General features: G+C 57.2%; 29 protein-coding genes and 1 pseudogene. 15 read left to right on the top strand and 15 right to left on the bottom strand.

The genetic code is table 11. The features are described from left to right. Positions 1 to 10: 10 nt before the first annotated feature. From K7W42_RS18475 to K7W42_RS18465, 3 genes are all read right to left on the bottom strand, one after another. Positions 11 to 1,171, bottom strand: a complete 1,161-nt coding sequence (locus K7W42_RS18475) for a ligand-gated ion channel (protein WP_157461579.1) — start codon at positions 1,169 to 1,171, stop codon at positions 11 to 13. 84 nt (positions 1,172 to 1,255) lie between these two features. Then, positions 1,256 to 3,595: a hypothetical protein gene (locus tag K7W42_RS18470; protein WP_224576517.1), complete on the bottom strand. Its 2,340-nt coding sequence runs from the start codon at positions 3,593 to 3,595 to the stop codon at positions 1,256 to 1,258. A 194-nt stretch (positions 3,596 to 3,789) separates the two neighbouring features. Next, entirely contained in the window at positions 3,790 to 5,232 is a 1,443-nt protein-coding gene (locus tag K7W42_RS18465; protein ID WP_224576516.1) for a hypothetical protein, read from the bottom strand. An 885-nt stretch (positions 5,233 to 6,117) separates the two neighbouring features. Here K7W42_RS18465 and K7W42_RS18460 point away from each other — a divergent pair. From K7W42_RS18460 to K7W42_RS18450, 3 genes and pseudogenes are all read left to right on the top strand, one after another. After that, on the top strand, positions 6,118 to 6,411 hold the full coding sequence (locus K7W42_RS18460; RefSeq protein ID WP_224576515.1) for an MliC family protein: 294 nt from the start codon (positions 6,118 to 6,120) through the stop codon (positions 6,409 to 6,411). 343 nt (positions 6,412 to 6,754) lie between these two features. Then, positions 6,755 to 8,050 (top strand): IS701 family transposase, encoded by a 1,296-nt coding sequence (locus K7W42_RS18455; protein WP_157461583.1) that lies wholly within the window; start codon positions 6,755 to 6,757, stop codon positions 8,048 to 8,050. 19 nt (positions 8,051 to 8,069) lie between these two features. Continuing rightward, a pseudogene (locus tag K7W42_RS18450) lies at positions 8,070 to 8,537 on the top strand (hypothetical protein). A 32-nt stretch (positions 8,538 to 8,569) separates the two neighbouring features. On the opposite strand, the gene K7W42_RS18445 reads toward K7W42_RS18450, so the two are convergent. Continuing rightward, positions 8,570 to 9,307 (bottom strand): class I SAM-dependent methyltransferase, encoded by a 738-nt coding sequence (locus K7W42_RS18445; RefSeq protein ID WP_224576514.1) that lies wholly within the window; start codon positions 9,305 to 9,307, stop codon positions 8,570 to 8,572. A gap of 246 nt (positions 9,308 to 9,553) precedes the next feature. Between K7W42_RS18445 and K7W42_RS18440 the strand changes: the two genes are divergently transcribed. Beyond that, positions 9,554 to 9,796 carry a helix-turn-helix domain-containing protein gene (locus tag K7W42_RS18440; RefSeq protein WP_157461584.1) on the top strand — a complete coding sequence of 81 codons (243 nt, stop codon included), beginning with the start codon at positions 9,554 to 9,556 and terminating at the stop codon, positions 9,794 to 9,796. 215 nt (positions 9,797 to 10,011) lie between these two features. Here the strand turns inward: K7W42_RS18440 and K7W42_RS18435 are convergent, their stop codons facing one another. Continuing rightward, positions 10,012 to 10,149 carry a hypothetical protein gene (locus tag K7W42_RS18435; RefSeq protein WP_224576512.1) on the bottom strand — a complete coding sequence of 46 codons (138 nt, stop codon included), beginning with the start codon at positions 10,147 to 10,149 and terminating at the stop codon, positions 10,012 to 10,014. Positions 10,150 to 10,397: 248 nt separating this feature from the next. On the opposite strand from K7W42_RS18435, the gene K7W42_RS18430 reads away from it, so the two are divergent. Continuing rightward, on the top strand, positions 10,398 to 11,009 hold the full coding sequence (locus K7W42_RS18430) for a hypothetical protein (protein ID WP_224576510.1): 612 nt from the start codon (positions 10,398 to 10,400) through the stop codon (positions 11,007 to 11,009). A gap of 226 nt (positions 11,010 to 11,235) precedes the next feature. Continuing rightward, the gene (locus K7W42_RS18425) at positions 11,236 to 12,582 is read left to right on the top strand and encodes a glyoxalase superfamily protein (RefSeq protein WP_224576508.1); all 1,347 of its coding nucleotides are present in this window, start codon (positions 11,236 to 11,238) and stop codon (positions 12,580 to 12,582) included. Positions 12,583 to 12,841: 259 nt separating this feature from the next. Here K7W42_RS18425 and K7W42_RS18420 read toward each other — a convergent pair whose 3' ends face one another. From K7W42_RS18420 to K7W42_RS18390, 7 genes are all read right to left on the bottom strand, one after another. Then, positions 12,842 to 13,201 carry a nucleotide pyrophosphohydrolase gene (locus tag K7W42_RS18420; protein WP_255639471.1) on the bottom strand — a complete coding sequence of 120 codons (360 nt, stop codon included), beginning with the start codon at positions 13,199 to 13,201 and terminating at the stop codon, positions 12,842 to 12,844. Positions 13,202 to 13,244: 43 nt separating this feature from the next. Then, positions 13,245 to 13,694 (bottom strand): EVE domain-containing protein, encoded by a 450-nt coding sequence (locus K7W42_RS18415; protein ID WP_224576505.1) that lies wholly within the window; start codon positions 13,692 to 13,694, stop codon positions 13,245 to 13,247. Next, a complete protein-coding gene (locus K7W42_RS18410) occupies positions 13,694 to 14,509 on the bottom strand; it encodes a bis-aminopropyl spermidine synthase family protein (protein WP_224576503.1) in 816 nt (271 codons plus the stop codon). The genes K7W42_RS18415 and K7W42_RS18410 overlap by 1 nt, the downstream gene beginning before the upstream one ends. After that, positions 14,506 to 15,036, bottom strand: a complete 531-nt coding sequence (locus K7W42_RS18405; protein WP_224576501.1) for an ImmA/IrrE family metallo-endopeptidase — start codon at positions 15,034 to 15,036, stop codon at positions 14,506 to 14,508. The genes K7W42_RS18410 and K7W42_RS18405 overlap by 4 nt, the downstream gene beginning before the upstream one ends. Before the next feature lie 4 nt (positions 15,037 to 15,040). Further along, positions 15,041 to 15,679, bottom strand: coding sequence for a helix-turn-helix domain-containing protein (locus K7W42_RS18400; RefSeq protein ID WP_224576499.1), 639 nt, complete (start codon positions 15,677 to 15,679; stop codon positions 15,041 to 15,043). Continuing rightward, complete coding sequence (locus K7W42_RS18395) at positions 15,676 to 16,242, bottom strand: DUF6932 family protein (RefSeq protein WP_224576497.1); 567 nt, start codon at positions 16,240 to 16,242, stop codon at positions 15,676 to 15,678. The genes K7W42_RS18400 and K7W42_RS18395 overlap by 4 nt, the downstream gene beginning before the upstream one ends. Before the next feature lie 555 nt (positions 16,243 to 16,797). Then, a complete protein-coding gene (locus tag K7W42_RS18390; RefSeq protein ID WP_224576495.1) occupies positions 16,798 to 17,355 on the bottom strand; it encodes a helix-turn-helix domain-containing protein in 558 nt (185 codons plus the stop codon). Positions 17,356 to 17,621: 266 nt separating this feature from the next. Here K7W42_RS18390 and K7W42_RS18385 point away from each other — a divergent pair, with 266 nt between their 5' ends. The 4 genes from K7W42_RS18385 to K7W42_RS18370 are packed head-to-tail and all read left to right on the top strand — an operon-like array spanning position 17,622 to position 20,171. Further along, a complete protein-coding gene (locus tag K7W42_RS18385) occupies positions 17,622 to 17,927 on the top strand; it encodes a PadR family transcriptional regulator (protein ID WP_224576493.1) in 306 nt (101 codons plus the stop codon). A gap of 16 nt (positions 17,928 to 17,943) precedes the next feature. Next, complete coding sequence (locus K7W42_RS18380; protein ID WP_224576491.1) at positions 17,944 to 18,549, top strand: hypothetical protein; 606 nt, start codon at positions 17,944 to 17,946, stop codon at positions 18,547 to 18,549. A 7-nt stretch (positions 18,550 to 18,556) separates the two neighbouring features. Then, a complete protein-coding gene (locus K7W42_RS18375) occupies positions 18,557 to 19,171 on the top strand; it encodes a competence protein CoiA family protein (protein ID WP_224576489.1) in 615 nt (204 codons plus the stop codon). A 52-nt stretch (positions 19,172 to 19,223) separates the two neighbouring features. Further along, positions 19,224 to 20,171: a hypothetical protein gene (locus K7W42_RS18370; protein WP_224576487.1), complete on the top strand. Its 948-nt coding sequence runs from the start codon at positions 19,224 to 19,226 to the stop codon at positions 20,169 to 20,171. 271 nt (positions 20,172 to 20,442) lie between these two features. On the opposite strand, the gene K7W42_RS18365 is transcribed toward K7W42_RS18370, so the two are convergent. Then, on the bottom strand, positions 20,443 to 21,537 hold the full coding sequence (locus K7W42_RS18365; protein ID WP_224576485.1) for a hypothetical protein: 1,095 nt from the start codon (positions 21,535 to 21,537) through the stop codon (positions 20,443 to 20,445). 264 nt (positions 21,538 to 21,801) lie between these two features. On the opposite strand from K7W42_RS18365, the gene K7W42_RS18360 reads away from it, so the two are divergent. After that, entirely contained in the window at positions 21,802 to 22,806 is a 1,005-nt protein-coding gene (locus K7W42_RS18360; RefSeq protein ID WP_224576483.1) for a hypothetical protein, read from the top strand. Between the two features lie 111 nt (positions 22,807 to 22,917). On the opposite strand, the gene K7W42_RS18355 is transcribed toward K7W42_RS18360, so the two are convergent. Beyond that, positions 22,918 to 23,391, bottom strand: a complete 474-nt coding sequence (locus tag K7W42_RS18355) for a hypothetical protein (RefSeq protein WP_224576481.1) — start codon at positions 23,389 to 23,391, stop codon at positions 22,918 to 22,920. A 30-nt stretch (positions 23,392 to 23,421) separates the two neighbouring features. Next, complete coding sequence (locus tag K7W42_RS18350) at positions 23,422 to 23,838, bottom strand: hypothetical protein (protein ID WP_224576479.1); 417 nt, start codon at positions 23,836 to 23,838, stop codon at positions 23,422 to 23,424. Positions 23,839 to 23,908: 70 nt separating this feature from the next. On the opposite strand from K7W42_RS18350, the gene K7W42_RS18345 reads away from it, so the two are divergent. The 4 genes from K7W42_RS18345 to K7W42_RS18330 form a co-directional block, all read left to right on the top strand. Next, positions 23,909 to 24,358 (top strand): hypothetical protein, encoded by a 450-nt coding sequence (locus K7W42_RS18345; protein WP_224576477.1) that lies wholly within the window; start codon positions 23,909 to 23,911, stop codon positions 24,356 to 24,358. 25 nt (positions 24,359 to 24,383) lie between these two features. Continuing rightward, the gene (locus K7W42_RS18340; RefSeq protein ID WP_224576475.1) at positions 24,384 to 24,659 is read left to right on the top strand and encodes a hypothetical protein; all 276 of its coding nucleotides are present in this window, start codon (positions 24,384 to 24,386) and stop codon (positions 24,657 to 24,659) included. 8 nt (positions 24,660 to 24,667) lie between these two features. Further along, positions 24,668 to 24,919 (top strand): hypothetical protein, encoded by a 252-nt coding sequence (locus K7W42_RS18335; RefSeq protein ID WP_224576473.1) that lies wholly within the window; start codon positions 24,668 to 24,670, stop codon positions 24,917 to 24,919. 445 nt (positions 24,920 to 25,364) lie between these two features. Then, positions 25,365 to 25,690 (top strand): hypothetical protein (locus K7W42_RS18330; protein ID WP_224576471.1); only part of this gene is annotated, 326 nt, incomplete at its 3' end.

The raw sequence follows: 25,690 nt of genomic DNA, 5'->3' as shown, positions 1-25,690 counted from the left end.
CGTCTAAAAATTATCGCAGTACATTAACAGCCAGAAATGCACCGCAAAAGATGATAGATGTAGAAATCATGGCAGCCTTCTCAAATTTTACAACTGATTCCCGGTCGCGTTTTGATATCTGCCACTTGACAAATACAGTGATAGCGATCACCGAGAGCATGCAAACATAGCAGGACAGGAACATCAGATCGATTCTCGTTAGGTAAGGTATTGTGGGTAAGTCATCATAAACAACAAACTGCACGGCAGTTAATGCTAGGAGTAGTGCCGTTAGAACTTGCAAACGACTTCCAATATCTTCAATTGGGAAGAAGTATGCTGAAAAGCAGATGAGCGATATGAAGAATATCAAGCTGATGACGAGATAGGTATAATGACTGTACTCTCGATCAGCCGTGAGATCGACCAATAATCTAGGTGAGGGTGCAGCGCGACCTACGTAGTTCTGTTCCTTAGCGATCAGTTGGGCGGATTTGAACTTCCATCCATCAATTCCATTATATTCATTTTTCGGAATCATAGTGTCAATGAGCTGAGTGGAGCCGAGATTGGAAAGTTGTGGATTGAACATAAGTGTCGTTTCTTTAGTGGTATTGTGTCTTGGCTCAAGGATCAACTTAATCTGCTGGGTGTCGAAGGGAAATTTCGAGAGATCAAAGTATGCGGAAAATTCACCATTATAACGTCGGCTTACTCTGTATTGCATGTCTGGAGAGGTTGGCTCGCCGTAATCCTCCCAAATCAGATTTAAGTCTCTGTCATTCACAAAGTCGATTAGTGGATCACTTGACAGCATTGGGTCATCTGTCTTTAAGGCTTCTGTGTTACTTCTATTGTTCCACTCGTAGCTCAGCGTGACGTCAGCTAGAAAATCCCCTTCAACGGGATCAATACTATAAATCTCATTGATAAGAACATCTACAATTACATTTTTATCATTAGTATCTATTTTAGATGCACTAGCGACGTTGGATATATCGGATTGAGCATGGGACGCCTGACAGAGAAAGATAGTCAGAATGAGAGCTATAAGTGCATTATTCTGGAAATTGAGGAATTTGTGTAAGCGACTGACAAATCTGTTTCTTATATATAAATTAGATATAGTATAAAATGTACAGTATAAAGCGTCAAATTTTGGAGGTAGTGCATTTCTATGTATTTGATTCATTCAATCTCCTCAGCACATATATCTCAATAGATTGATTCGTACATCTGGCCTGGAATATAAAACTCCAGGCCAGATGTAAATAGTCTATTTCTCAATAAATGGAATTACATCATAGTTAGAGAGATAAAGAGGAAGAATAACATTATATTTTGATGAAAATCCAACTTTATAAATTTGTCGGGTGGCGTCATAAGAGTCATATGCTTCTGGTGCGGAAATATGAGCGTCTAGTACCGATGGCAATCCTGAACTGACTATGTCCTGATTAATCTTCAGTACTCCAGGTCTGCCATTTTTCGTCTCTACGAATGAACCTTTATATGTTGACGCACCGCTGAGAAGGACAGCCGTTTTTGTCGTGTCACCCTCGCTGAGGAGATTGAAGTTGCACATCTGCTGAATCAAATTCAGTGATACCAACGGATTGACTTCATATGTAGCGTCAATCTTTGATACCACCTTTGCATCTGGCCTTCTCCATCCTTCTGTAGACACGGAACCCAGAGCTGGTGAGGCATACAACGTGGTCGGTTGCTTATTCGTAGGGGCATCAGCGGGGTAATCGAATAAATTTGATTCATACTGATTTTTTGGAATGTAGCCAGCTCGAGCACAAGCCCACAAATCCACCTTCTTAGCCTGGCTATCGATAACAATGGTAGGGAATGTCTTCTGCTGTGTGCCTGATGTGCCATCCTGGACGAAATAACCTTCGGTGACTATTCCATTGGCATCGGAGATAACATTCGCTGGAAAATATTTCTTAAACTTCATAACTATAGACCTAGTTTCACTCACATTACCTGTGTCAATAGATATTCGATATGGACTGTTAACAAAATAACTGAACACAGATTGATATCTCTGGACTTCAGTTTCAAAAGTCAAAATAGTTGAATCGGCAAAGGAGCTAATATTATCCTGTGTAAGATTAGGAAATTGTGACATTGCTGCTTCCAATCGCCTTTTTTCCAAATCTTTAAGTCCCGAGAAATAGTCTAAATATTGCCTATCCTTGTTTTTATATCCTGTGATTTTTCTTAACAAGTTTATTGATCTGCTAATAAGATATGCTTGATGAGATATATAATTTCTGAATAAATTAGTTGCCTCAATTGCATCACTTTCATCCATGATGAGGTATCGATTTTTAAGTGCTTGTACGTTAGTATAATACTCTCCATTATTTAACAAACTTCCTTTGGAGAAGGAAAAATGAAAGTAGTCGTCTCCATTTTCCAATATCCTCTCTGCTAAAAATGTCTCAATGAGACCTCGAGGAGCCGTAACTCGTCTGCGGCCAACATCTGATGCATTTTCATTTGTTCCAAATGGTTTCAGAGCTCTGCTGTAATCAAGGATCAATTTCTGATTTTGCCCGTCTAAACCATTCGATTGATTGAATAATATAGCTTGTAGTGAGCTATGGTTTTGTATAATTGCATCGGCGTCCTCCTCAGCTTCAATTCTCTGTCGGAGCTGAGGATTGTTCTGACCTTTGAGACGCTGATCCCTTTCAATATCATTTCTGAGAAGTGATTTGAATAGATCTTCTTGGGGGCTAAGTTGGCGAAGCTCATTAGCAAGTGTTGAGCTTACCGTTGTCGAAGATAAGTTATACTCTAATTTTGCGATCTCGGAAACAATATCATTCAAATCAAGAGTGGGCGAAGATGTGTTGAGTTTCTTATCTAGATACTCTTCAAGAAACGGTTTCGCCGCCTTAACCAATCCCGACTGCTCCCCCAAATCAGCAATTGCTCCGACACCAGCAATCAGGGCAGAGCCAAGAACTTTTCTGTAAGTTCTAGATGGAATTCCTTGGACTTTAATCTCGTTATTAAAACGATTCTGAGTCGTCTTGATGTACTGACTGAGATTTTTGAGCGAGCTGAGACCTTCAAACTGCGAAATATTTAATTCTGAAAGGTCAACGAAATACGAGTCGTCTCTCAACTCGCGACCTGGAGTTTTCAGGCCCAGATCCTCCGAGACTTGAGCAAAAGCAAGATCTAAATTACCTTGAGTCTGTTGATATCGCTCTGTCGCAAGAGTGGTAATAAGATTAACGTCGAGCGTATCGAGAAAGTCATCGGAATTCACAGTACGACTAAGTTGAATTTTTTTACTGTCTAACTCCCCGTTTGCGACAATCACGAACGGCTCTTTATTACTAGCAATATCCAAATCTATATCGAAAAATCCTTCATCATCAGATTCTGTTTTTATGAGTGTCCTACCATCTAGAGAGCGAATATCAATAGCTGTGTTCTTCAAAGCATCGTTAGGAGTGATATAAACGTACCCGCTAACGGATGTATGATGAGCGGGTGTGCTTGGAGTGGAAGGATTCGACTGCAATCCACAAGACGAGAGCAGAATAGAGACAGACAACACAGTAGTCTGCTTGAATAATGTATTCACGTTGTTTCTCCTTGTACCGCGATTTGTATTGAATACAAATCGACAACCATCTATGATTGCCAACAGTTGCCGAACTACATATTTTAAGATTAATATAGTGAGGCTTATCATGTTTTACGATGATACTGTCGCCTCACTATATTGAATGGAGAGTGCTATGCTACGATTTCTAACTCAATGACCAGTAAAGGATGCTAAACGCAGAATGCTGGCGAGGTGTAACCGTTAAGATTCGATGTCGCCGACGTATTAAAGATATTGAATCCAACGATGCTTGCATTCGCAGAATACTTCACTGAGCCTTCCGTAAAGCCGTTGATACAGAGCTTGGAGTTCGAAGCTGAGAGTTTCGCGCCAAGATTTACAGTAGTATCAATTTGCGCCCCCGCCTGCCCAACGAGTGGCGGATTTACGTAGAGATTAAGATTCATTTTGACCTGAGGATAAAATCGAGCCTCACCAGACCACTTGTTAGTAAGTGTATAACTTAGTTTATTATCGACAACGCCATAAGCACCGTTCCTAGCAAAGTTATCGACGCCACCACCAAACTTACCATTGTAAACTTGTTTAAAGCTGACCTCCCCTGTGATTTTTCCATCTGCATTCAGCGAGAGCGTCATCGTAGGCGCAGCTCGAAGTGTAATCACACCGACAGAGAAACTAATTTCGTCGAAGGTATAGGTCGCGAGTGGAATGCTCCATTTCATGCCTGGGCAATTCGCAGTTAAGCTCAAGCTCGAATCTTGATCGACTAAGACTACACCTTCCAACTTAACGTTAGGTACAACAGAATACCAGTGAGGAAAGTCAACTGAGACATCGGTATTTAAACGCAAGTTCATATTAATGCCACCGCTCAGAATGATATTCTGAGTTGTGTCTGTATCGCTACAGAGAATAACTTGTTTGGGTATATTAATCTGTATAGCTTTGAGATTAGTTATACCTTGGGCTTTGAGGTCAGAACGACTCACGAATTTTGTTGAAAGCCCGTTCAAATGATCGATTTCGCTCTTCAACGCTTCCTCGTCAAAATTCTCTGTGTTATGCTCTACGTCGGCATACTTAATGACCTGATCAATCGTGGCATGTTGCGTTGCAAGAGCGTACTGCGTTTCACTCCGCTTCTCTACGCTGACAACCTTCAGGAGTGCACCATTCGGGAAGACTGAAGAGGCTTGTGAGGTCAGAAAGTCACCGGCAAAGTATTCAAACGGTGCAGTTGAGCCGGAATCACGTTCAAGAATGATTACGTCTCCCTCCCTCTTGATTGGATGCCAGTGCCCTGCTGCATCGCTGGCCAAGCTCAGGGCCTGCATACCAACAGATTGCGCCATCACTTCTTCAGGAATTTCTTCCTTATCTGCTCGGAGGATCTTCAGATTGGGGACGAATTTAACCTGACCATCTTGAACTGTATTGATCGAGAGTGCGGAATCCTCGTCAACATAGGTGAAATCAATTTCGCTATCCTCGCCCGGATTGAGAGGATCAGTCTGTCCGGGGTCAGTCGGAGTCGTCGGCCCTGGTGGGGTGACGGGAGGAACAGACTGCGAGGAATCGCATCCTGACAAAAGAGCAATCGTAAGCAGGCCGATAAGGGAAGAGACAATCTTTTTGCTAACCATAGACATAATTCTCCTGACTGTCAAAGACAGAGTGAAGTTTGTATCTTTATTCGGAACATCGAAGATTTATTTGATCGAAACTCAATTGCGTTCCAGTAGAGACACCTAAATTGTGACTAGGAACTAGCACATTCCATGGGTTAGAATGTGGCTAACAAACGGACATTGCGATCTCTCCTAAGGGTATGCCAAAGAGACTCCTTCCCAATCTCGTGTAGAAGCTAAACACTCATAATTTTCAGTGAAAGGAAAACTACGCTGCCAAAATAGAGATGGAGAACGAAGGCGCTATTTGAGCTTGCCAACCGACGGAAAGAGACGAATTTCAATCGCAACATCCTGTTCAGAAGACGTGCGGTCAGCCTGGTAGTCCTTCAACGTTAAATCTCCGCGAAGTGATTTACGGGTGATTGGTTGGAAGACTGAGTAGAGGGTACAGAGCAGACCGTATCGAAAGCGTTATGATGCGTTATCGAGCCATAACGCCTTGTAACACCAGACAAAAACCTGAACTTTCTTGCATACGATCTACACAAGTAGTACGGATTAAGAACCGATAGATAGAACGCGGCCTTAAGGGACACGGGCCTGATCAGGCCACTGGTCTCTAGCCGATTGAGCCGGCATTGACTCCGTCCTTGACGACATCAAGGGCAACGGAACTACGAGTCTTCATTGGTCTTCAGTCTCGCTCCGCCCAGCGGGAGCACCTCGCATCCCGGAACCTGGATGCAAAGAGGCCTCTGCGTTTGATTCGGTGAAGAGGGGCAGAGGCCGTTACGAGCCTGCAACGCACCCGACTGTAGGGTCTAGGAGATGAGACACCTGCTGACACTGGCCGCAACCCTGAGTTTGAGCGCTCCCGCCCTTGCCGCAACATCCCCTATCTCCATGACCTATAGAACTGTGCATTACACCTGCTCAGGCGGTACCAAACTTGATGTGATTTATATCCGCTTTGCGACTCGGCCCCTGTTCGCGGTCGTGAATTGGCAGGGCAAACAGTACGGTCTGGCTGAAGCACTCAGCGCGAGCGGGTCAAGGTACGCTGGCCTGTACGGCCCGGCACAAGCACCGAACGGTCTGGAATGGTGGGAGCATCAAGGGCAGGCGGAGCTTAATGCCTTTACGAGCAGCGGCAAGACCAAATCCCTTCTCACAGCCTGTAAAGCACCGCGCGGCTGAGACAGACGCCCAGAACCATAAAGTCCAACGATACAGTAAAAGTACATCTGATCCGGATCAGATGGCTTAGCGATCCGCAGTCGTGGCGCTAAGAAGTGCTACATAGCCTTCACGCTGATGTCCCAACGCTCACAGCGTTGAGCGCTGGCTATCCCACCACAACGAGGAGCAGAGAGTCCCTCTCTCTATCAGGATCACCACCCTGTAGCGTCACTACCTATTTACCGCGAATAGGGGTTGACTCCGGGTTCAAAAGATGCGAGAGGGACGGTGCTTATCTGTACTTCGGGAAAATTCAGCAAGGTGACATCAAGGACAGCATCGGTGATGCTGTCCTTCTCCTATGCGTCGTCACCTGCCACGCTGGACCCGACACTTCCCGACTTGGTTCGAACCCTTTCAGGTCCATTTGCACCACAAGGCGAGACGACGTCTCGCCGCACTTTACGTTCAAGGTCTGTGCAGCGTGTCGCACCGGAAAAGTATAGTTCCCATGGCCGATCTGGTCGCACCTGGCGACGAGGATCGTTTTCAGCATTTCATCACGGACAGCCCATGGAGCACCGCCGCCCTCGAGCCCTTACTCTTTCAGCGAGCCAACCAAATGCTTGGCGGGAAAGGTGCAGTCCTGATCATCGACGACACCTGCTTGACCAAATCTGGAACCAAGTCGGTCGGGGTTACCAAGCAGTACTCCGGACAGGTAGGTGGACTGACCCAGTGCCAATGTTTGATCTCGCTCACGCTAGCCCAACACGATCTTCCTGTTCCTGTCAGTCTCCGCCTTTTTCTACCCCGTGACTGGACAGGTAACGCCCAGCGGATGGTTGATGCTGGTGTTCCTGAGGAACACCAGCACGCGCTGAGCAAATGGGCTGTCGCCATTGACGAACTCGACCGCGTCTCCCCGCACCTCAACTTCGGCATGGTGCTTGCCGATGCCGGCTACGGTGCCAACGCGCCGTTCCGGCAAGCGTTAAGCGACCGGAATCTTCACTGGTCCGTGGGTATCTATCGTTCTCAAAAGGCCTACCCCGCCGATGTTCAACTCTTACTAAGCCTGAAACCTGTTCACGGGCGTCAATCTAAATACCCGACGCCGTCTCACCCACGTCAAACCGTGGAAGAGATGCTGGCAGATGCCGTCTGGCATCAGGTCTTGTGGCGGCAGGGGACGAAAGCCGCGCTCTCTGGCCGCTTCGCAGCCAAATACGTCTGCTTGGCTGATGGGACGGAGTATCGGCAAGGTCAGCACTTACCAAGTCAATCGGCCTGGATCATCGGGGAGGAACGGCGTGGTGGCGAACGGAAATACTATGCCTGTAACCTCCCTCCCGAGACGGCGCTTCATCACCTCGTTGAGGGAACCAAGCGCCGGTGGGCGTGTGAATTGACCCATCGAGAATTGAAGCAGGAGGTGGGATTGGATCACTTTGAGGGCCGCTCATGGCGCGGGTTACACCATCATGCTCTGCTCTGCATGGTGGCCCTGCTCTTTCTCCAATGGTTGCGGCTCAGCCAGCCTGATGACCTCATAGGCGACTCGGTACCAACGATCCGAGATGAGCTGGCAGCAGGTCTGCTTCCAGCTTGCTACTCGCGGTGTTGTCCCTGTACCGGCCTATTCAGCGGCCCTTGAATTTTCCCGAAGTACAGTGATGGGCCGTCCCGACTTCACTCTACTACCGCTGAGTGTTGCCGTTACCCTGCTGAGCCGCTGGATTCAGCCGCACATTCCGCCCAAGCTCATCCATTCCCACGAGAAGCTCTCTGATGCTGACCTGCTGGCAGTCGCACTGCTTCAGAAGCTGCACAAGGCGCCGTATTTCAGCCGCTGGTGGCGCTTTGTGAAGCTCCATCATTTCCCAGGCTTTCCTTCTATGGTGGCCCAAAACAAATCGGAGATAAGGGGTATCAGTCAGGGACATGCCTGACACCTTTCAAACTCAATGCCAGACAGGCTGAAAGAATACGGGGCCGCGAGGAAAGCGATCGAGTCTGCCTTCTCTGTCCTTGCTGGTGCGGGACTGCGTTGGGGTCAGGTGAAAACGCACCTCAGCCTGCGGTTAAAGGTCGCGCTGGGCGTCCTGGCACACAACCTAAAGTTCATTGACCTCAGTGGCTGATCGCTACCCGGTCCTTGCCTCTGCTGTGCGATTCAACTTCCATCCTGCTGTTCTTGAGGCCGTCGGAACAGCGCTGCATGGAGGAACGGCATGTCGAAGACCTCTTCTGTCTGACCTGACTCGACCTGAAGAGCACCACCTTCCAAAAATTCCAACGAAGAAAAGACCTGGCGAAGATCGTCCATGGTGTACGCGATTCCGCCTTCAAGATGTCCCTGGCGCAGGAGCGTGACATCGTCTTCCTCACTGCCCATCTGCCCCCACGCAAAGGTGCAGATACCGAACAATCCGCCAGGTTTTAGAACCTTCTCCAGGGTCCGGAGATAAGACAATCGCCGATGCGGTGGAAGATGATGGAAGCAGCCTGAGTCATAGATCACATCAAAAGGCCCGCCAGAAATATGCTCGCGCAGGACATCTCCCTCAAGAAACGTGACATCTCCTTCGTTGGAGCGCGCCTGCGCTTGATTGACCGCATATGCGGAGAGGTCGATGCCGGTGGCTTGGTATCCCTGTCGAGCGAACCAGCGAGTATTGCGACCTAAGCCACAACCGAGATCAAGTGCCGTCCGAGCCTCCCCGGACGGAAGCAGACCTTGCCTCAACCAGGAGACCAAATTGGCATCAGGAAGATTGGAATTCAGAGGGTGAGTATCCTGGCTGAAAATCCGAATCCAAGGGTCGTCCTGCTCTCGCCGAGTCCAATCAGAGCCATCAGCAAATAGGCCATCAAGAGCGTCTAGGAGCTGGTCTAACGTCGCAATTCGCACTGCCGATTTTACCACGCTGAGGAATGATCCAGTCCTTTCATCGGCGAAGCTATGCGCTGAGGGGAGGGAATCCTAACTTGGTAGCGATGTAGCTCTGTGTCAATCCCTATTCGCGGTGACTTATGGCAGGTTGCTGGAGGAGGGCAACGCGAGGATAAGCGGCCAGAAAATCGAGCGGGCCATTGCGTGGATTCAGGACCATTTCGATGCCCGCTGAATATTGAGGCGCTGGCGCAGGGCAGCTATATGGGAGTGTCGACGTTCCATGCCCGCCTTAAGGCGGTGACGGGGCTGAGTCCGCTGCAATTTCAGAAGAACGTGCGCCTGCAAGAAGCCCGGCGGCTGTACAGCGCGGGTCTGGATGTGGGGGCGGTCAGCCGGCAGGTGGGGTACGCCAGCGCGTCGCAATTTACGCGTGAGTACACGCGGTTGTTCAGCACGACGCCGCGCCAGGAGATGGCCCACCTGCGGGTGAGTGGGGTCAAGTGACGGTTCAAGGCCTCGAGAAGTCCATGACGGCGCAGGAGCATTCGCTCAAGGCAGGTGTAGAACTGGTGCCAATGATTTTGATTTGGACGACGGCGGACACCGGTTGGCGCTGAGGGAGCTGCGGCAGAGCATCACCGTCGCACTTCCCATTCTAGAGGCGGGCCCCTCCGCGCTCCAACGCTACACGCCCTGCTTCACGCGTTGCGCGGTGAGCGTCAGGTGGTTGACCCCACCCGGGCGCCGAACGGCTGGCCTTCGTCTCCGGCGTGCGTCACGCGCCCCAGGTTCGTCACGACGCGGTTGCGGCCAAAGGCCTTGGCCTGGTACAGCAACTCGTCCGCTGTGCGCAACACCGCGCGCTTTTCCCCCTCAAGGCGCACCAGGTTCTTGATGGGTTCACCCCACCGCGGGGCCAGAGTGGGCGAGGCCGGGTCCTGAGCAGGCTCAGGGAGTCAGGCGGCCCGCCCGCGACGCATGGAATGCCAGGACGGCAAAGGTAGGCTCATGCCCTCAGGGTAGACGGGTGGTGACGTTGGCGCATGCGTCAAACAGCCAGGGCACTGAATGTGCGGGCCGGCGCCCTCCTGTACCCTGAAGGTCCATGACCGAACTGGCGCGTTACGTGCAGCTCCATCCCTATCAGGTGCTTTACGCCCTGCTGGCCCTTTGCGGGCTGCTCGTGATCAACGAAGTGCGCCACGCCCTGGAGAAGCGCACCCTGCGCCGCGCGCTGCTGCGCCCGGTGGCCGCTGTGTCGGCGGTGGCCACCTCGCCGGCACCCGGCGCCCCACCAAAAGCAGGGGGCGGGGTGGGCGCGGTCTTGGGCACCCTGCTGGTGATCGGCGCCGCCTTCTATCTGTGGCCGCTCATCCAGGGCCAGCTGGGGCCCTCCGCTGGCGCCGCACCGGTGTCCCAGGCGTTGAGCTCCGGGACTTACCGGGGGCTGGCCAGTGGTGCCGTTGGCAGCGCGAACATCACGCTGCACCTCAACCTGCTCTCCGAGCCCAAAACGGTGCAGGTCGAGACGCCCTTCGGCACCTATGGCTTCCAGGGCGAGATCAGGCCACAGACCGGCGGGACCTTCGTCTCCGGTCAGCTGGTCGATGGCAACGGTCTGGCGTTTGGGTCGCTCAAGGCCCATGTCACGTCCACACAGGTGACCGGCACCATCGGCGCTGGGCCCGTGCAAGGGAATTTGGACCTCCGGCGCTGAGCGAGCAGAAGGCTTCAGTACCGATGCTGCATCTTGCTTGACAGTGACCTGCTGGACTGGTTGACTGGCTCAGGCTCACTGACAGCCTGCATCCTGCACCCCTGCCGGGGTTTGGCGAATGGTCAGCGCACCACCTCTGAAGCACACTCTTCCTCCTCACTCCCCCATCCAGGCGGAGCGGGGCAACGCAGGAACCACGCTTCCGTCCGCCTGGACCGGAGTGACCATGCACCACGACGCCCCTTTCGCCACCCTCTGGTCAGCACTGGCCAAAACCCAGGCCCAAGCGCTGCAGGACGAATTGAACGCGCGCGGTCTCATCATCAAGCGTAGTCAGGCCATCGAGCTGCGCGCCCAGTTAGCGGCCCAACGCAGTTGGAACCACTACTCGGCCGCCCTTCAGCAGGGCAAAGGCGTGGTCAACCCCCTGCTGGGTCTCGAAGAGCGCCTCCAGGCGAGTCTCGCTAGGCTCGGCCTGACCCTGCCCCCAGGTGAGGCCCAGCAGGTCCTGGCCCAGATGGAGAGGGCAGGGCTGACCGTGCTTCACAGAGCCCTGATGACCGCCCAGGCTCATGTGGCCCTGTATCCCGTCACGGGCACGGTGTTGAACCTGCGGACACTGGATCATCAGCTGGCGGCCGTTGATGAGGGCGAGGTCATGCATGACCTGGAACGGGCCCGCCCACACTTCGGCGAGCTCTTTGAGGAGCCAGAACTGCTGCCTCTACTGGCCACCCTATGTGAACAGGAAGGCCCTGGGGTGCTGGCCGCGCTACACACCCCAGACGATGTGACCTGGGCCTACCTGCAAGATGAACGGCAGGCGGTGCTGTTCGCTCTGGCGCAGGCGACCTTGCCGGAGATCGTCAGCGAGCGGTTTGGTTGGAGCCGAGCGCGCCTACGCCGCACAGCCCCTCCCTCTTGGCCGCTTTCCGGTTCATCGCCGCAGGCTACTGGCGGTCGCTTCAGCTGGGCCCGGCTCTGGCTGCATGGCGAGGGCCTGGAGCCACGCCTAGCGCAGCTGGAAGCGCGCCTGCCGGCGGGATTTCCCTTCGGGGCCAGTCTGCCGACCACCCTGACACCAACCGAGGCCCACCTGGCCTTCTGGGACGCTCTGGAAGGGGCGGCCCTGCGGGCCCGGCAGTCCCCACCCCCTTCGCTGAATTGGCCCACCACCCTGGACGAGGGTGCCCTGAAGGCCTTGCACAGTTCGCTGGCGCGGGAAGTGCAGGCGGTCCTCCGGGGGGCGCGCACCCGGTTTCCAGAGGCAGCCCAGGCAGACATTCGCGCAGCGGTGGCGGCTGGACGGCCCGTGGTTGATCTTCTGGCCGAACTGGACGTCCTGTTGGAAGATGAACAGTGGCACGCTCGCCAGCGCGTCTGGCAACAAGTCCACGATCTGCGCGAGGTGCAGGTGGGTGACACCCTGTGCGTGAACGGTGGCCAGCCCTTCCAGGTGCGGGCAGTGGCAGGGGTCCAGGGCTTTACCCTCTCGGTCATGGATCACCAGGGAAGGTCACAGGCAATTGAGGACCGCGACCGCTTGGAGCGGCGGATCGTCGCCCAGGGGTAGAGGTCACATTTTGGGCATGCCCTAGCCCGTTTTCAGACGCACGTGGAGTGAGGGACACGCCTCTGCTGTTACATCTCAACGTCCCTCTGCGGCAGGCGGTCGGGTAATAACCACATTCGCCCGAAAATACCCGTTAAGCGCTCAAATGTTCTGCCAACCAACTTTCAACGGGCATTAGGGAGGCAATCGAGCAAGCAGAGAGTCTCGGGGTTTGCAGCTTCGCTCGATTGACCGCGAACTTGGCGCTATGGCGTTGGCTTCATTTACCCATCGGTTCGACCATACAGTAAGGCCCACCGTCAGCGCACAGCGCAGTCATCGGTTCAGGGTACTTGTCGGCGTTGCGTTTCATTTTCTGGGTCACGGCCTCAGTAACGTCAATGTTAAGCCGGTCGGCAATTTGAACCAGATAAATAAGGACGTCGGCCACCTCTTCCTGTACACCTTCCAGATCGGTAGGGTGAAACGACTCATCTTCCGTAAGCCACTGAAAGTGCTCTACCAATTCAGCGACCTCTACAGTGAGGGCCATTACCAGACTCTTGGGGTTGTGGTGGCGACCCCAGCCCCGACGCTCCGAGAACCGGCGAAGGTCCCGTTGCAGTACCTCTACATCCATATCTGACACAATTTCATGCCCTCATGAGCACCGCGTCTAGGGGCTAACTCGACAGCCAACTGTTCAACGCCTCCCACTCGTTCGCTGACACAGCGAAGTTTGTGCCCCGGGGCTGACGGAGGATCGCCAACTGAGTTAGCGCTGCATCGAACTCCAGGTACTTCTTGTAGAGCGGGCGGTCGAGTAGCACTTGGCTGTAGCGCACCTCGACGCGTGGCCAGACCTGATGCCCGCCTGCGGACTTCCAGTAACGCCGTCCCACAGTGGAATCCGGTTGATCCATAGGAGCGCTGATGACCTCGCCCACCGCATAAATGCCGGACTTCCGGCCTGAAATCCACACCAACACCCGGTCGCCCAATTTCACTTTCGATGCGTGTTGACGTAAGTTCCACAACTCCACCCGCTCTGCAGCCAGTGAAGCGGCGATATCGTACTGCTGGGGGTTGGCCTGGAAAATCCAAGTGGCAGGTGCTGTTGGCTCCGGCTGCACTAGGACGCCACCTGCGTTGACTGTACACGCTGACCGTCGCTCAAGATGTAGCGGGGATAGGGCGGCGCAACGGACCGGCCGTAGAAATAGGGAATCTCTTGATGAGGCACGTCTCTACCTTGCCACGGCAGAGGTAGCCGGTTTCCCCCTCGCGCATGAAGCGTCAGCAGCGCTGACCGTAACTGTGGATCGTCGTCGAGATGATAGCCGTGCCGCTCACAGAGCATTTCTATGGCGTCCCAACTGTACGCCTCGGCAAATTGCGTGGTGCGGGCAGCAGCGTTTTGGGTCCAGGGCCGCTGCGGATCGCAGGGCAAGACGACCTGCCCCAGCGACCCCGGGGCATTCGCCATCTCCATGGCGCGGGCCATGAACAACCTCACGCTCTCGCCGTCATTGCTCATCCCGTACGGTGGATTCGTATAGTAGGCGTCAAAAGCGCCAATGAGATGGGCAGGCACCATATCAAAAACGTTGTATAACTCGGCGTTCAGCAGGTGCGAAAAGCCGTATTCGGTCGCTATCAGTCGGGCCCGATCAAGAAGGCGCTCATCGAAATCAAGCAGGTGCATGCGTTTAGGTGCCGGTACAAGGCCACGGGAGGCGAACATCCCGATGAGTACACTGACGCCATCATGGTCGCCCATGAAGACGACGCGCCGGTCGGCCAGCCGCCGGGCCGCGACCTTGACACTCTCCACAAGGTCTGTTCCCACCATGGGAATCTGGTCAAACTCACGCAGAGATTCGGGCCGGGTGGCCTCCCAACGTCTCAGAAGCATTGTTTCCACCGAATTCTGGATAGCGGGTATCATGCGGCCTTCCTCCCCTGATAGTGGGGCCACAGACCCAGCACCTTGACGCGCATCTCGAATAGTTCTTTGCTTACTCCATACTCACGGGCCACGTCGGCAGCGGCGCGGTTCTTGTATACGGCTTTGGCCACGACGATGGCGGGCAGCAGCACGGCAGCCCCAGTCTGATACGCCTCCGACTCGGTTACGTTGGTGTGCTGCCGCCCCTGGTCGTCCCATTCCTCTACCGGATGCCGGTAGTGCAAGTGGCACAGCTCCTCAAGCAGGGTAATATTCCGGCGCTCAGCAGACATGTTCCGGTTGAGTACGATCACGGGCTGGCCCGCGTGCATGGTGACCATGCCCGAAAAATCACCCGGGTCGACGTCTCCATCCAGGTACTCGATACGGGCACCGAAGACCGCCGCTAGGGCGAAAGCATCCACTGGCCCGTCTGGACCGGCTCCCACCTGGGCACGCAGCACGTCGGCATTCTGCTGAAGGTGTTCAAGATGGTCATGCGTGAAGGGTGGGGCGGTCTTGGCCATAAGACTACTCCTGTCGTACCGCTGGACTGTCGTCCTCAGCAAGCGTGTTGAGCAGGTTATTCAGGGCGTGAGCAATCTGACGTGTCTTTTCAGGCGATAGGTTCTTCTTGGCTCGAAAATTCCCAGCGATGCGGTACAGCTCGCTGTCCACCTCAGAGGAAGGTACGCTGTGAGTTTCAAATGGGATGGTGTAGGCGGCACTCTCCGCAGTGGGAATAGTTGTATGCCGATCTTCTACAACGCGTAATGCAACACCCATCGCGTCGAGAATTGCCTGCGCGCGGTCAACCCCCACCTTCGAATATTCATTACGCTCGTCGCGGGAGACTTGTGCCTCGGAAACCTGGAGGCGCTCGGCCAGCTCCCTTTGTGAAAGCCCGCGGGCGATGCGAGCATGAATCAGCCAGCGCCCGATGTGCTTGAGGTCGCCCAGGGGGGTGAGGTGACCGCTCTTGGCGTTCAGATACGCCGCCGCGTCCTCTTCCAGACCCAGGAGGAAACTCTCGGTGGCTTGAAGCGCGATGTCTGCAGCTTCTACGGGAACGCCTTGCTCCTGAAAACTGGCCCGCTGGGCGTGGAAGTGGGCCCGGCCCTCCTCAATCTGCTGCAGAACCCGCTTGTACTCTGTGTCGTTCCTGATCATTGCACTCCTCCTTGTGGTTGAACCACGACCAGAACGCCTTTGGGTTCGTACGTGCCACGCTGTTGCCGAAAGGCGGCGGGAAAAAGTTGAGGATGCCCGTGGCGGTTGGGAATGCCAGAAGGCTGTCCGACATGCGGGTACAACTCCACGTGATGGCGATGCCACATCGGCAGCTGACGTTTCCCAGTGGCGACATCCAGCGTGCGTCTGTTCGGATTCCAGTCCCAAATTCGCTCAGGATCACCTGCGTTGAGTCGCGCCACTAGTATCGCCAACCCGTTCACGTCGTACTCGAAATAGCCGTCGATGTCGCTGGGGCGGTCTTTGGCCTCAACGAATGAGCCGTCGAGCACGATCGTGGTGACCCCGGCTGCCCACAACTGTCGCACCATTACCTCGCAGTGATCAACCAAACTCCGCCGCCAGGTTGTGTCCCACGTCGCGCTTGAACCGTCACCCTGAACAAGGTGGAAGTGCCGAATCTGGTCAAAGGTTACGTGGTAATCGCCAGCTGGCAGCAAACCGCGCTGGTCGAAGTTTGGGATGGGGTTCACCGGCGGCATGCTGCTAGGTTAACATATAAGTTGAATTTTGTAAACTTATATGTTAAGTACCTGTGGGTTTGGTAGCAATTACGTTAGGCTGAAACTGCCTCAATGCTGTGTTAGTCAACTCCCAACACGCTTTAGGGTGGCATTTGAGCGCGCAGAGAGAATCTAGGACTGGAAGGAAACCAGTTCGCTTTGTTGTGTTGCCCGCGAGCTTCGTGCGATTTTGTGACCGCTCTAGCATCAGCTACATATGATGTGCGGCCTACAGTTCGAGGTGTGGCTATTCAACAACCTCTGAACTTCTCTCACCTTAAAAACTCCAGTAGGACAGTAAAGACACTCTTAACGGGTGTTTTCGGGCGAATGTGGTTACTACCCGGCGGTGGACCTGCGGGTCCACACGGTCTCACGTGAAGTAGAGAGTTGCCGCTCTGATGGCTCTTCAAGAGGAGGCACAGCGTTCACACTCTTCGAGAAGGCGCTAACGGCTCAGGGTCAGGAGAAATGCAGCCGTGTTGGACAGTGGTGCTGCTGGTGCCGTGGAGGAGGACCCCGAAAGTCAAGGTGTCAGTTGAGGTAAGGGGCCGGATGTTCGGGCGTGCCGGGCAAGCCTGGTGCCCACAGGTGAATCAGATTGGCGGAGACAGCCACCCCGTACCCTTTGAACGGTCCGTCAAGCACGTGATAGGTGTCTGCGAGGACGGTTTCACCGGTATGTTGCAGGGTGCCAAGCGTGTGAGCACGAAATTTCGGGTGGCGCAGTTTGACCCACCAGAGCCCTGGGCTGTACCACACCAGGTCGGTGACGCCCGCAATTTCGGTTTCGCCATAGTGATAGACATGGCGGCCCTGTCCGCTGGAATCGAAGAACTGCTGGTCAGGCTGTTCGCTCATTTGAATCAGGAAATTGCGGATATCAACCGTGGAGGCGTCGCCCAAGTGGAGGGTCATGCCCATGACGGTGAGAATCGTGTCGAGATGGGGCGTGGGGATGCTGTTCGAGCCGCTCACATAGTTGGCGACACTCCCAGGCTTGATGCCAAGGCGGCGCGCAATTTCGCTTTGTGCCCCCCGTTTCTCTCGGATGGCAGCCTTCAGGGTGGTTTCAATGTCAGACCATTTCATCGCCTCTAGACTATCTGAAATATAAGTCTATAGACTGAAATATAACTGCCTATAGGCTATCTTTCGTAAGAAAGATTCTACGACCTGTGCGCCCAGCGCGAACGGACCACAAGCAAAGGGCAGCACATAGCCTGTTCAGATCCAGCGCTGGGCGCACTTTTGAGCTTTTGGGCGCACTCAACAGTCGCGCTTGGTAAAGTTGGCGGTCGCGTCAACCGGACTCCAGTCATTGACTAAGACCATGGGGGGAGTGTCATACTAAGACCATGGGTAAATTCAGAATGTCCCTGACCATCCTCCGGATCCTGGGGGTGCTGTACGCCGACCCCCACCGCGAGCATTACGGCCTGGAAATCGCCCGCGCGGCCAACGTCAGCAACGGGGCGCTCTACCCGGCCCTTGAGCGACTCACCCGGGCCGGCTATCTCACCAGTGCCCTCGAAGACATCGATGAAGCCGTCGAGGGCCGCCGCAAACGCCGGTACTACCAGCTGACCTCAGAAGGTCGGGCGCTCGCCGAAGCCGAACTCAAAGACGCCCCCCGACTGCCCGGCCGCCTCGTTCTGGGCTGAACGCAAAGGAGACCAGATGCCCGCCAATCCCACCCTCGACCGACTCATGGCCCTCCTCTGCCTCCCCCTGCCCCGACCCATCCGGGCAGACTACGAACGCGATTGGCTGGCCGTGTGCGAAACCCAACCCCATCCTCTCCTCAGCGCCCTCTCGCATCTCCCCGAGGTGATTGGCCTGTGCGCCTCCTACGAGGCCCCCGACACCCAAAGGGGCACCGTCAAGCGCGCAGACCGGCTGATGCTGCTCGCCTCCAGGTCCCTGGTGGTGCTGTCCGGCGCGCTGTTCAGCCTGTACCTGGTGCTGTACACCCTGGCCGATGCCTGGACGCCGTCCATGCAGACCTGGATGCTCACCCGCCTGATCGGCTGGGTGGTGGCCGCCTGGGTGGCGTGGCGAGGCCTGGGCCGCGACGTGCACTGGCTGCGCTCGACCCGAGGTGGGAGCGCGGTGCTGCTCCTGGGGCTGTTGGCCCCTTTCCTGATCGGCTGGTTCGTGCCCAGTACCGGGGACGTCATGGGTGTGGTGTGGCTCTGCGCGCTCATCATCATCCCGACCTGGGATGCCTACTGGGGCGTCCAGCATCCGCTGAAGTCGCCGGGTGTGTTCGGCCGCCACCGCTGAGGGCACCGTGATTTCTGCCCTGCTGATCCGAGACGGCCATGACCCCAAGCCGCTGGATATGCCCACCCTCCGCCAGAAACGAACCCGGGACGAGATCCTGGCGCAGACGTGGCAGTGCAAGTTCTGCGCCAAACCGATGACCCCCCGCATGGGCGCGATCCGGGCCTGGTACTTCGCCCACAAGCGTGAAGCGAGCGAGTGTCCATTCGAAGCGGAGAGCGAGAAGGAAAGTCCCCAGCATCAGGCGCTCAAACGCGCCGCCGGTGAAGCCCTCCGGCGTCACTTTGGGCAGCAGGTGGCCTCACTGGAATACGAGGTGCGTTTTGCCCACCTCGGCCGCATTGCCGACGCCCTGATCACCCTGACGGACGGCACGCGCGTGGCGGTGGAAGCCCAACTCAGTCCCCTGACCCTGCACCAACTGCAGGCCCGCACCGACAGCTACCTGCACGACGAGATTGAAGTGGTCTGGGTGTTCCAGGAGCAGGACCATGGCGGCCTCAAGGTGGGCGGTCTCTGGGACACCTGCCGGCAGTGGCTGCTGGATGAAGGCCACCTCGTGCTGACGGCCCGCGCCACGGTCACGCAGACCTCCGTCCCCCTTCCTCAATTGCCTGGGTGAGGCGGTGGCGGATGAGTGGAGCCTTAGTAGTCCTGAGGGCGATGCTGCCTTCATGGCCCATACCGCCAGGACGGACTTTGGATTCACGTGGCACCGGCAGGCGGTCACGCATGCGTTGAGGCTGGAGCAGCGCCGTGTCCAGGTGCCAGCGTGCACGAAAGCGCAGCAGCGGTGGGTCCTGACCCGTCACCAGTGGCGGCTCCGGGCGCTGGTGACCTTGGCACCTGGCTGGGCTTTTGCAGGCCAGCAGCGTGACCACGTCCTGATGACGCATCGTTGGTCGGCCCATGGGGTTTTCGCCAGGCTGGTGCGCCTGCTGCGCCAACGGGGGTGGGCGACCGTTGAGGTCATGCAGGCTGATCTGCACCGGTGGGGGGGCGAGGAGGCAACCCGCTTTTTTCCGAATCTGGCCCATCATCCCTTGACCTTCGTGCAGTGGCAGCCGGATGCCTGGACCGTCACACCCTGGGTTCGCCTGGAGGTGCCGTTTACCCCCTCTCTGACCCATCTCCCAGGGGCGACGGTCTACGAGCGTGCGGCCGCCGAATTCTGGATTCATCACCAACACATCCCTGAGCCGGAAGAAGAATGGCATTCAGGGGTGCGGCAGGTGGTACAGGAGGTGCTGAGCACCGGCGCCGTGCCCATCTGCTTTGAAGAGCATTCGCGAGGTGAGTTTCAACAGACCACCCTCGCCGGCGTCCGGCGCCTGCGCCTGATCGTGGAGCGCTTGCCGGACGGCCTGCATTTCACCCGCGTGAGCGCACTGGGGGAGGAGACCTACTCAGTGACTGGCCGCGCGTTCGTCATGGATGGGGTGGCGGGCGTGCAGGTCGTGACCGCCTGGGCCAGTCGCCGCTGGCAGGAAGCGCTCAGGCATCCGGACGATCAGCCCGGGTTCATCTGGCATCCTGTGGGGCTTCAGTTGAGAAACGAGTGCCGGGCGGCGAAGATCACCCCCTGGTCACCAGGAGAATCACTGCGGCCCCTGGGCCGTTGAAAAAGAACCTCGGGCCAAGGGACTGGACGTCCTCCAGGTGGCATCAAGGAGAGCATCCATCCACGTGGACCAGTGGTTTAACACTGCCCCAGGATCACTTCAACAGCGCATTCTCTCAAGAAGATATGTGGGGGCGGCTTCGTTTGAGCCCATCAGCAGGGGGTGACCGTGAGCAGATCTGGAGGCTGGCGATCGTCTCCATTCCCCGTGATGACGGCCCTCCTGGGTCGAATGGGCGCCCTGATCACCCCTGTGGCGCGGCGAACACGATTCACCAGTCGTCTGTGTCGCTCTCCAGTTCACTGCGAACGCCATGGCGGCTGATGACCTGCCCACGGTCGCCCACCTCGTAGTAGTCCACCTCTTCGTCCGAAAGAGGCAGGTGTTGGAGCAAGCCGTCCACATTCAGCGTGGAGGCGTGTACCGCAATAATGACGCGTGCTTCTGTTTGCATCGCCGCTTCGCAGTACGCCGCGACGTTGTCCGCCTGCGCGCTGAGCACGACCCAATGATGCCAATGGGCCCGTGCCCGTAAGTCCTGCACACCAGCGGGGGTATCGGGCAACAGGTGGCATGGGCCGGCCAGGGCTGGCCCGGCGCGCCCCAAGAGGGCTGGGGTATCCACCAGGAACACGGTGCCCCGTTGGGCACGGGCGTACGCCAGGGCGAGGGTCTGGCGTGCCAGGTCACTGCGGGGCGGACCATACACGACGTTCAGCTCTGAGTCGTGCACGAACCATTCAGGGGTGGGGGCGGCCTTCATGCCGCGGCGCAGGTCCACGCGCGTCACTTCTGCGCCCTCCCGCTGCACCGTGAGGCGGTGACTGGTTCCTGGCGCGGCCGCCAGCAGGGCGGCCGCCCAGGCGCCCAATTGTGTGCCCTCGTCCACCAGACCGGTCGCCGGCACGTGTGCCCCATTGCTTTTGATCCCCTTTCCGCGCACCCAGCTCAGGTGGGTGGCGTCCGAAAGGCGCTTGGTGGCCCGGTGTTCCACGTCCGCGGCCAGGGGAAGCAGTGGCCACGGGGACAGGGTGGTCTCGCTGCCCGGGAGGACCTGCAGGCCACGCCACACGCTCAGGGTGCGCGGGGATGAGGGAGGCGGCACATCCTTCGTCAGCAGGGTGGCCAGGAGTGTATGCACCGCCGCCTCCGACAGCGGACAACCGTACCGGTCCAGAGCACCGCGTAGCGCCAAAGCGGCGCGCGCTGGAGGCAGCATGGCTGTCCTGGGTCGGGCGGCCAGGGTGTCCCAATTGGGCAGGCCGTGCAGTGCCGCGACGCATTCCAGAGCGTGTCCGCGTTTCAGGTTGAAGGGGTGGGCGTGCAGCTGGGCGCTGAGGCGCGTGGCCAGGGTTTTGTGATGCATGGGTGGCCCTCCGGGAGTGCCGGTGGTCAGGGGTGCCCGCGTTCCCTGACCGCACTCCGGGAGAGGCTGATTCAGGGTGATCCTGCATGAGGCTCGCACTTCACCATGCGCCAAATAGGCGGCGGGCTGACGGGCGGCGAACCAGAGCCAACCTCAGCGTAATGTGCAGGGCCGCCCGCTGACAAGCGGAAAGGCAGGTGTGGCGAGAACAGGCGGGCTCATGCTGAGAACACTGGGGTGCTCGTCACTCGGTAGAGTGAAGTGGTGACCGACGCCGCAGGATCACCCTCGCCCCCCGGGGGCGGCAAGAAGAATTGGAAGACCGCGCTGCAGAAATCCGGTCTTCCGCTTGAACATTCGGTGGCCGGGGTGCTCAAACGCCTGGGCTTGAAGGTGCAGGTGGAATACAGCTATCTGCGGCGCAATGAGCGGAGCGAGGACATCACGTTCTCCGTGGACCTGCGCGCTGTTCACCGGGATGACGAGAAGGGGCTGGTGCTGTCGTTGCTGGTGGAGTGTAAGTACCGTACGCGTGGGACGCAATGGATCTTCGTTCCGAACGAGGATGAGGCGCCGTTCAATCAACACCTCCCGACGTATTTCAAAGGGATAGATCTCTTTACCCAATCCAGTGTGTCTACCCTGGGCGCCTACGACCTCTACCCCCAGGAACTGATGGTGCACCGTGGCCTGCAGCTTGCTGAGGCGGGCAATGTGGCGCCAAAAGGCCCAAACGAGGCTGCGGCGCAACTCCGCTACGCGTCATTGGAGCAGTCCCTGGAATGGACGGTTCAGCGCGTGAGCGATGTAAAGCATTTCGGTGCGGACCTGCCGAGACTGCCTGCGGTCGGCGTGTGCCTGATCGTGACCACGGCAGAACTGCGGGTGTTGAAGCCGCAGTTGACCCTGGAAGCGTTCGAAGCGGCTCGGCATCCGGATGAGGTCAGCGTGCCGCAGCCGTACGTGTTTCTCGACGCGCCACCAGACGGTGCCTTCCAGCGTCATGCCACCCGCCGGATCCAGGAGGAACTGAGTGACGCGGCGTTGGTGGCGCAGGGATTTGGGGACGTGCTGGAGCCACTGCGGGCGTCATCTGCGGTGACAGATCTGAATAGCTTCATTCTGGGAGAATCCCGCCTGGAGCCCCGCGTCTTCGTGGTCGTACAGTACCGGGCCCTGGAAGAAGTGATCGCCCAGATCTTGAAGGATTCCGAGCGGCTTCACATTCTGGACAAAGCAGCGACATGGGAAATTGACCGGAGAAAGTAAGGCACTCGTGGCTTTGCTTGACCCGGACCTGGGAGCGGACCGTCACCCTCCTGACAGAGCAGCACACCTGGCTGGTGCAGGCCATCGGCCAACTGTGGACCCAGCGTTGAACTAGGGCACATCGAAATGCGTGGGCTTGGTGGTGAGGGTCATGGCTTTGAACGCGGGTGTCTTTCCCGTAATCTCCAGGCTGCCAATCAACGTGTAAGCGCCAGGCTTAAGGCGGGCCGGTGCCTGGGTAGCCGACGCGCCAACGTACAGCGTCTGCCGGTAGACCTCACCCGCACTCTGCGGCAGGAGGCGCACCTGCGGGCCCAGCACCGTCTTGCAGGCCATGCCGGGGGTGCGGAACTGCCAGAGTTGCCGCCCGGTCGCGCGGTCGAGCAGGCGGTAGTTGACGCTGCACTCGCTCACGCCCCCTTCAAACGGCGTGGCCCGGTTATTGCGCAGCACAAAGCTGACGGGCAGAGCGGCGGTGCGGGGCAGCGCGGCCGGGAGAATCAGCTCGGCCGACAGACACGTGGGCTGAGCAGGGGCGGCTGCACCCGGAGTGAGGAGCGTGGCTGACAACAGGAGCAGCTTCATGGCCCGATGATGCCCCAGTCAGGCAACGAATCAGTTCGTCAATCGCCCGTGTTGGCCAGCCAGGTCCCTCACAGCGGCCGCTACCCCGGCAAGCATCCCGGCGGTCGTGGCGCCCTGCTCCAGGCCCAGCCAGGCGGCGGAGTGAATAGCATGGTAGGCGGCCTGCAGAGGCGCGCGGCGGGCCCGGCTGACTTCCTGGTACCAATCGCGGCCGTAGCCAATGACATCGGTGTGCGGGAAGCCCGCCAGCGCGGCGAGGTCCTGAGCATGCCGTTCAATCTCGGTCGCATACGCGTCCAGCAGGTCCGGCGTGAGTGGCTCATCACCGACCACTGGGGCGAACTCGATGGTGGCCAGGAGGCGCAGGGTGGTGGCGATGCAGGTGTCGAAGGTCTGCTGGTTGTGCACAGACGCTTCTTGGACGTGATGGGCGCCTATGACGGTCATGCCTTCAGGGTGGGGGCGCGCTGGTTCCGCGTCAAGCGCCCCTGTGGTGGGGTGACGTACGATGCCTGCCATGCCCTACATCAAACTCAGTGAGCAGGTGCAGGCCCTGAGCAACCCCCAGCGCAGTGACGCGTTCATCCGGCTGTTCCGTGACGCCGTCCGCGTCGGGGCCTTCGATGCGGCCGACCTGCCCGAGCGCTTTGAGCTGCCCAAGCAATTCCGGCGCCGGGGCAAAGACGAGACCTATGCCAAAACGGTGCGGGACATGGTCTTTGAGCCGACCCCAGCCTTCGAGGCATGGTTTGCGGAAACGAACGCCGCCCTGAATGAAGGCCGTCGCGGTGCCCGGACGCCCAAACCCAGTGTGGAAGCCATTGAAGCCGGGCTGGTGGATTTCAAGGCTCTTGCGGAGAAAACTCGCCGGAAGATCGAAGCCTCCTACGCCAAGGGCCAAGCCTTGGGCAACAGCCGGAAGAAGGCGCCCGCCAAGAAAGCAGGGCGCCCGGCCAAGAAAAAGTGAGGCCTGTCCAGAGCCGTCCCCAGACATGAGCGACCGAGGTCTGATCACCGTGGACATTTATCCGCTGAACCCCAGACTTCAGGTAGGGGTCTCCGCCATCGACCCGGCGGAACTGTATGGCCTGGATCCGGCGCGGGCGCATCATGCCGACCCTTACACGCGCCTGGCGTTGGAAGCTCTGTGGGTGCTGACGCCAGAGACCGTCCTGAATCAGACGCAGCAGCAGGGGCGTGACCTCCTGGAGATTAGGGCAACCGCCAGGCATATGCCCGGCCGGTGCAGCCTGGGCAGCAGGCCTTGAATGCCGCCATGGATCTGCTCTCGCGCTACGCCATTCGCGAGGTGGCCGGCCCAGACTGGCGGCGTGGGGCTCAGGTCGTCTTTCTGCAACTGCATGCTGCGTACGCCCAGCAGCTGGGTGAGGGCCTCACCGAAGTGGTCTACCGGGTCCGCCCGGCGGGGATGACAGGGTCAAGCATGGCGTGCTGGCCGGCGGAGGGAGTACTCGTCACGCCAGACAGTGTGCGCTGGTTGCCGGCGTTCAAGGTCGGGCGCGAGTGATATTGACGCGCTATCAGCCGAGCAGGCGCGGAGCCACCACGAGAACGACAACGGCGCACCCCGTGGCCCAGGCGGCCGTAATGTGCGTGCCTGGATGTCGCCATGAGTGGGCTGAGCTGTCTGCCGCGGCGTATGCGACGGCGGGCAGCAGGACGAATGTGTCGAGTGACCCTAGCTGAGCAGACGGCTAGATACCTGTGAACAGGTGCACAGCCTGATAGCCAAAAAACGCGGCCAACACGAGAAAAATCAGTGGCATGTACTCACGGTAGCAGGGCGTATCGCTGTCTGCAGACCTCATAGGGCCATTTTGCCAGTCGCGTCGCCTGGCGGAAGGATTGCTCGGTGAGGGCCGATGCGATATCCGGCAGCATTGATGTGAAAAGCCTAGAAACTCGCGAGTCGAGAACCGGCCAAGTTCTGAGGTGGACGCTACCCTCTCCTTATGCAAAGTCGGAAAGTTGCGACGTTCAGCGGCGATCATCATGGCCATATGCAGCGGTATCTTCGCGTGCTCCTGCTCGGCAACTTACGTGAGTATGTTGCCCAGGCCAGGGCAGTGCCTGGGGAGAGTACCGAGGTCTACCGAACAATGTTGAATCTTAGCTTGGCTGCGAACGGGTATTGGGAGCACGCCGTTCAAGGAGACGGTCCGGCGGCCAACAAGTTGCGGCAGTCAATGTCCAGAAATGTGGTGGTCAACCGCGAGATCACAGATGGTTACCGACATTTCCTGACGGATCGGGGACGCCACGTCACAGACCATACGCC

The organism is Deinococcus betulae, from assembly GCF_020166395.1.
Lineage (GTDB): Bacteria > Deinococcota > Deinococci > Deinococcales > Deinococcaceae > Deinococcus > Deinococcus betulae.
This window is presented reverse-complemented; position numbering and strand designations above follow the sequence as displayed.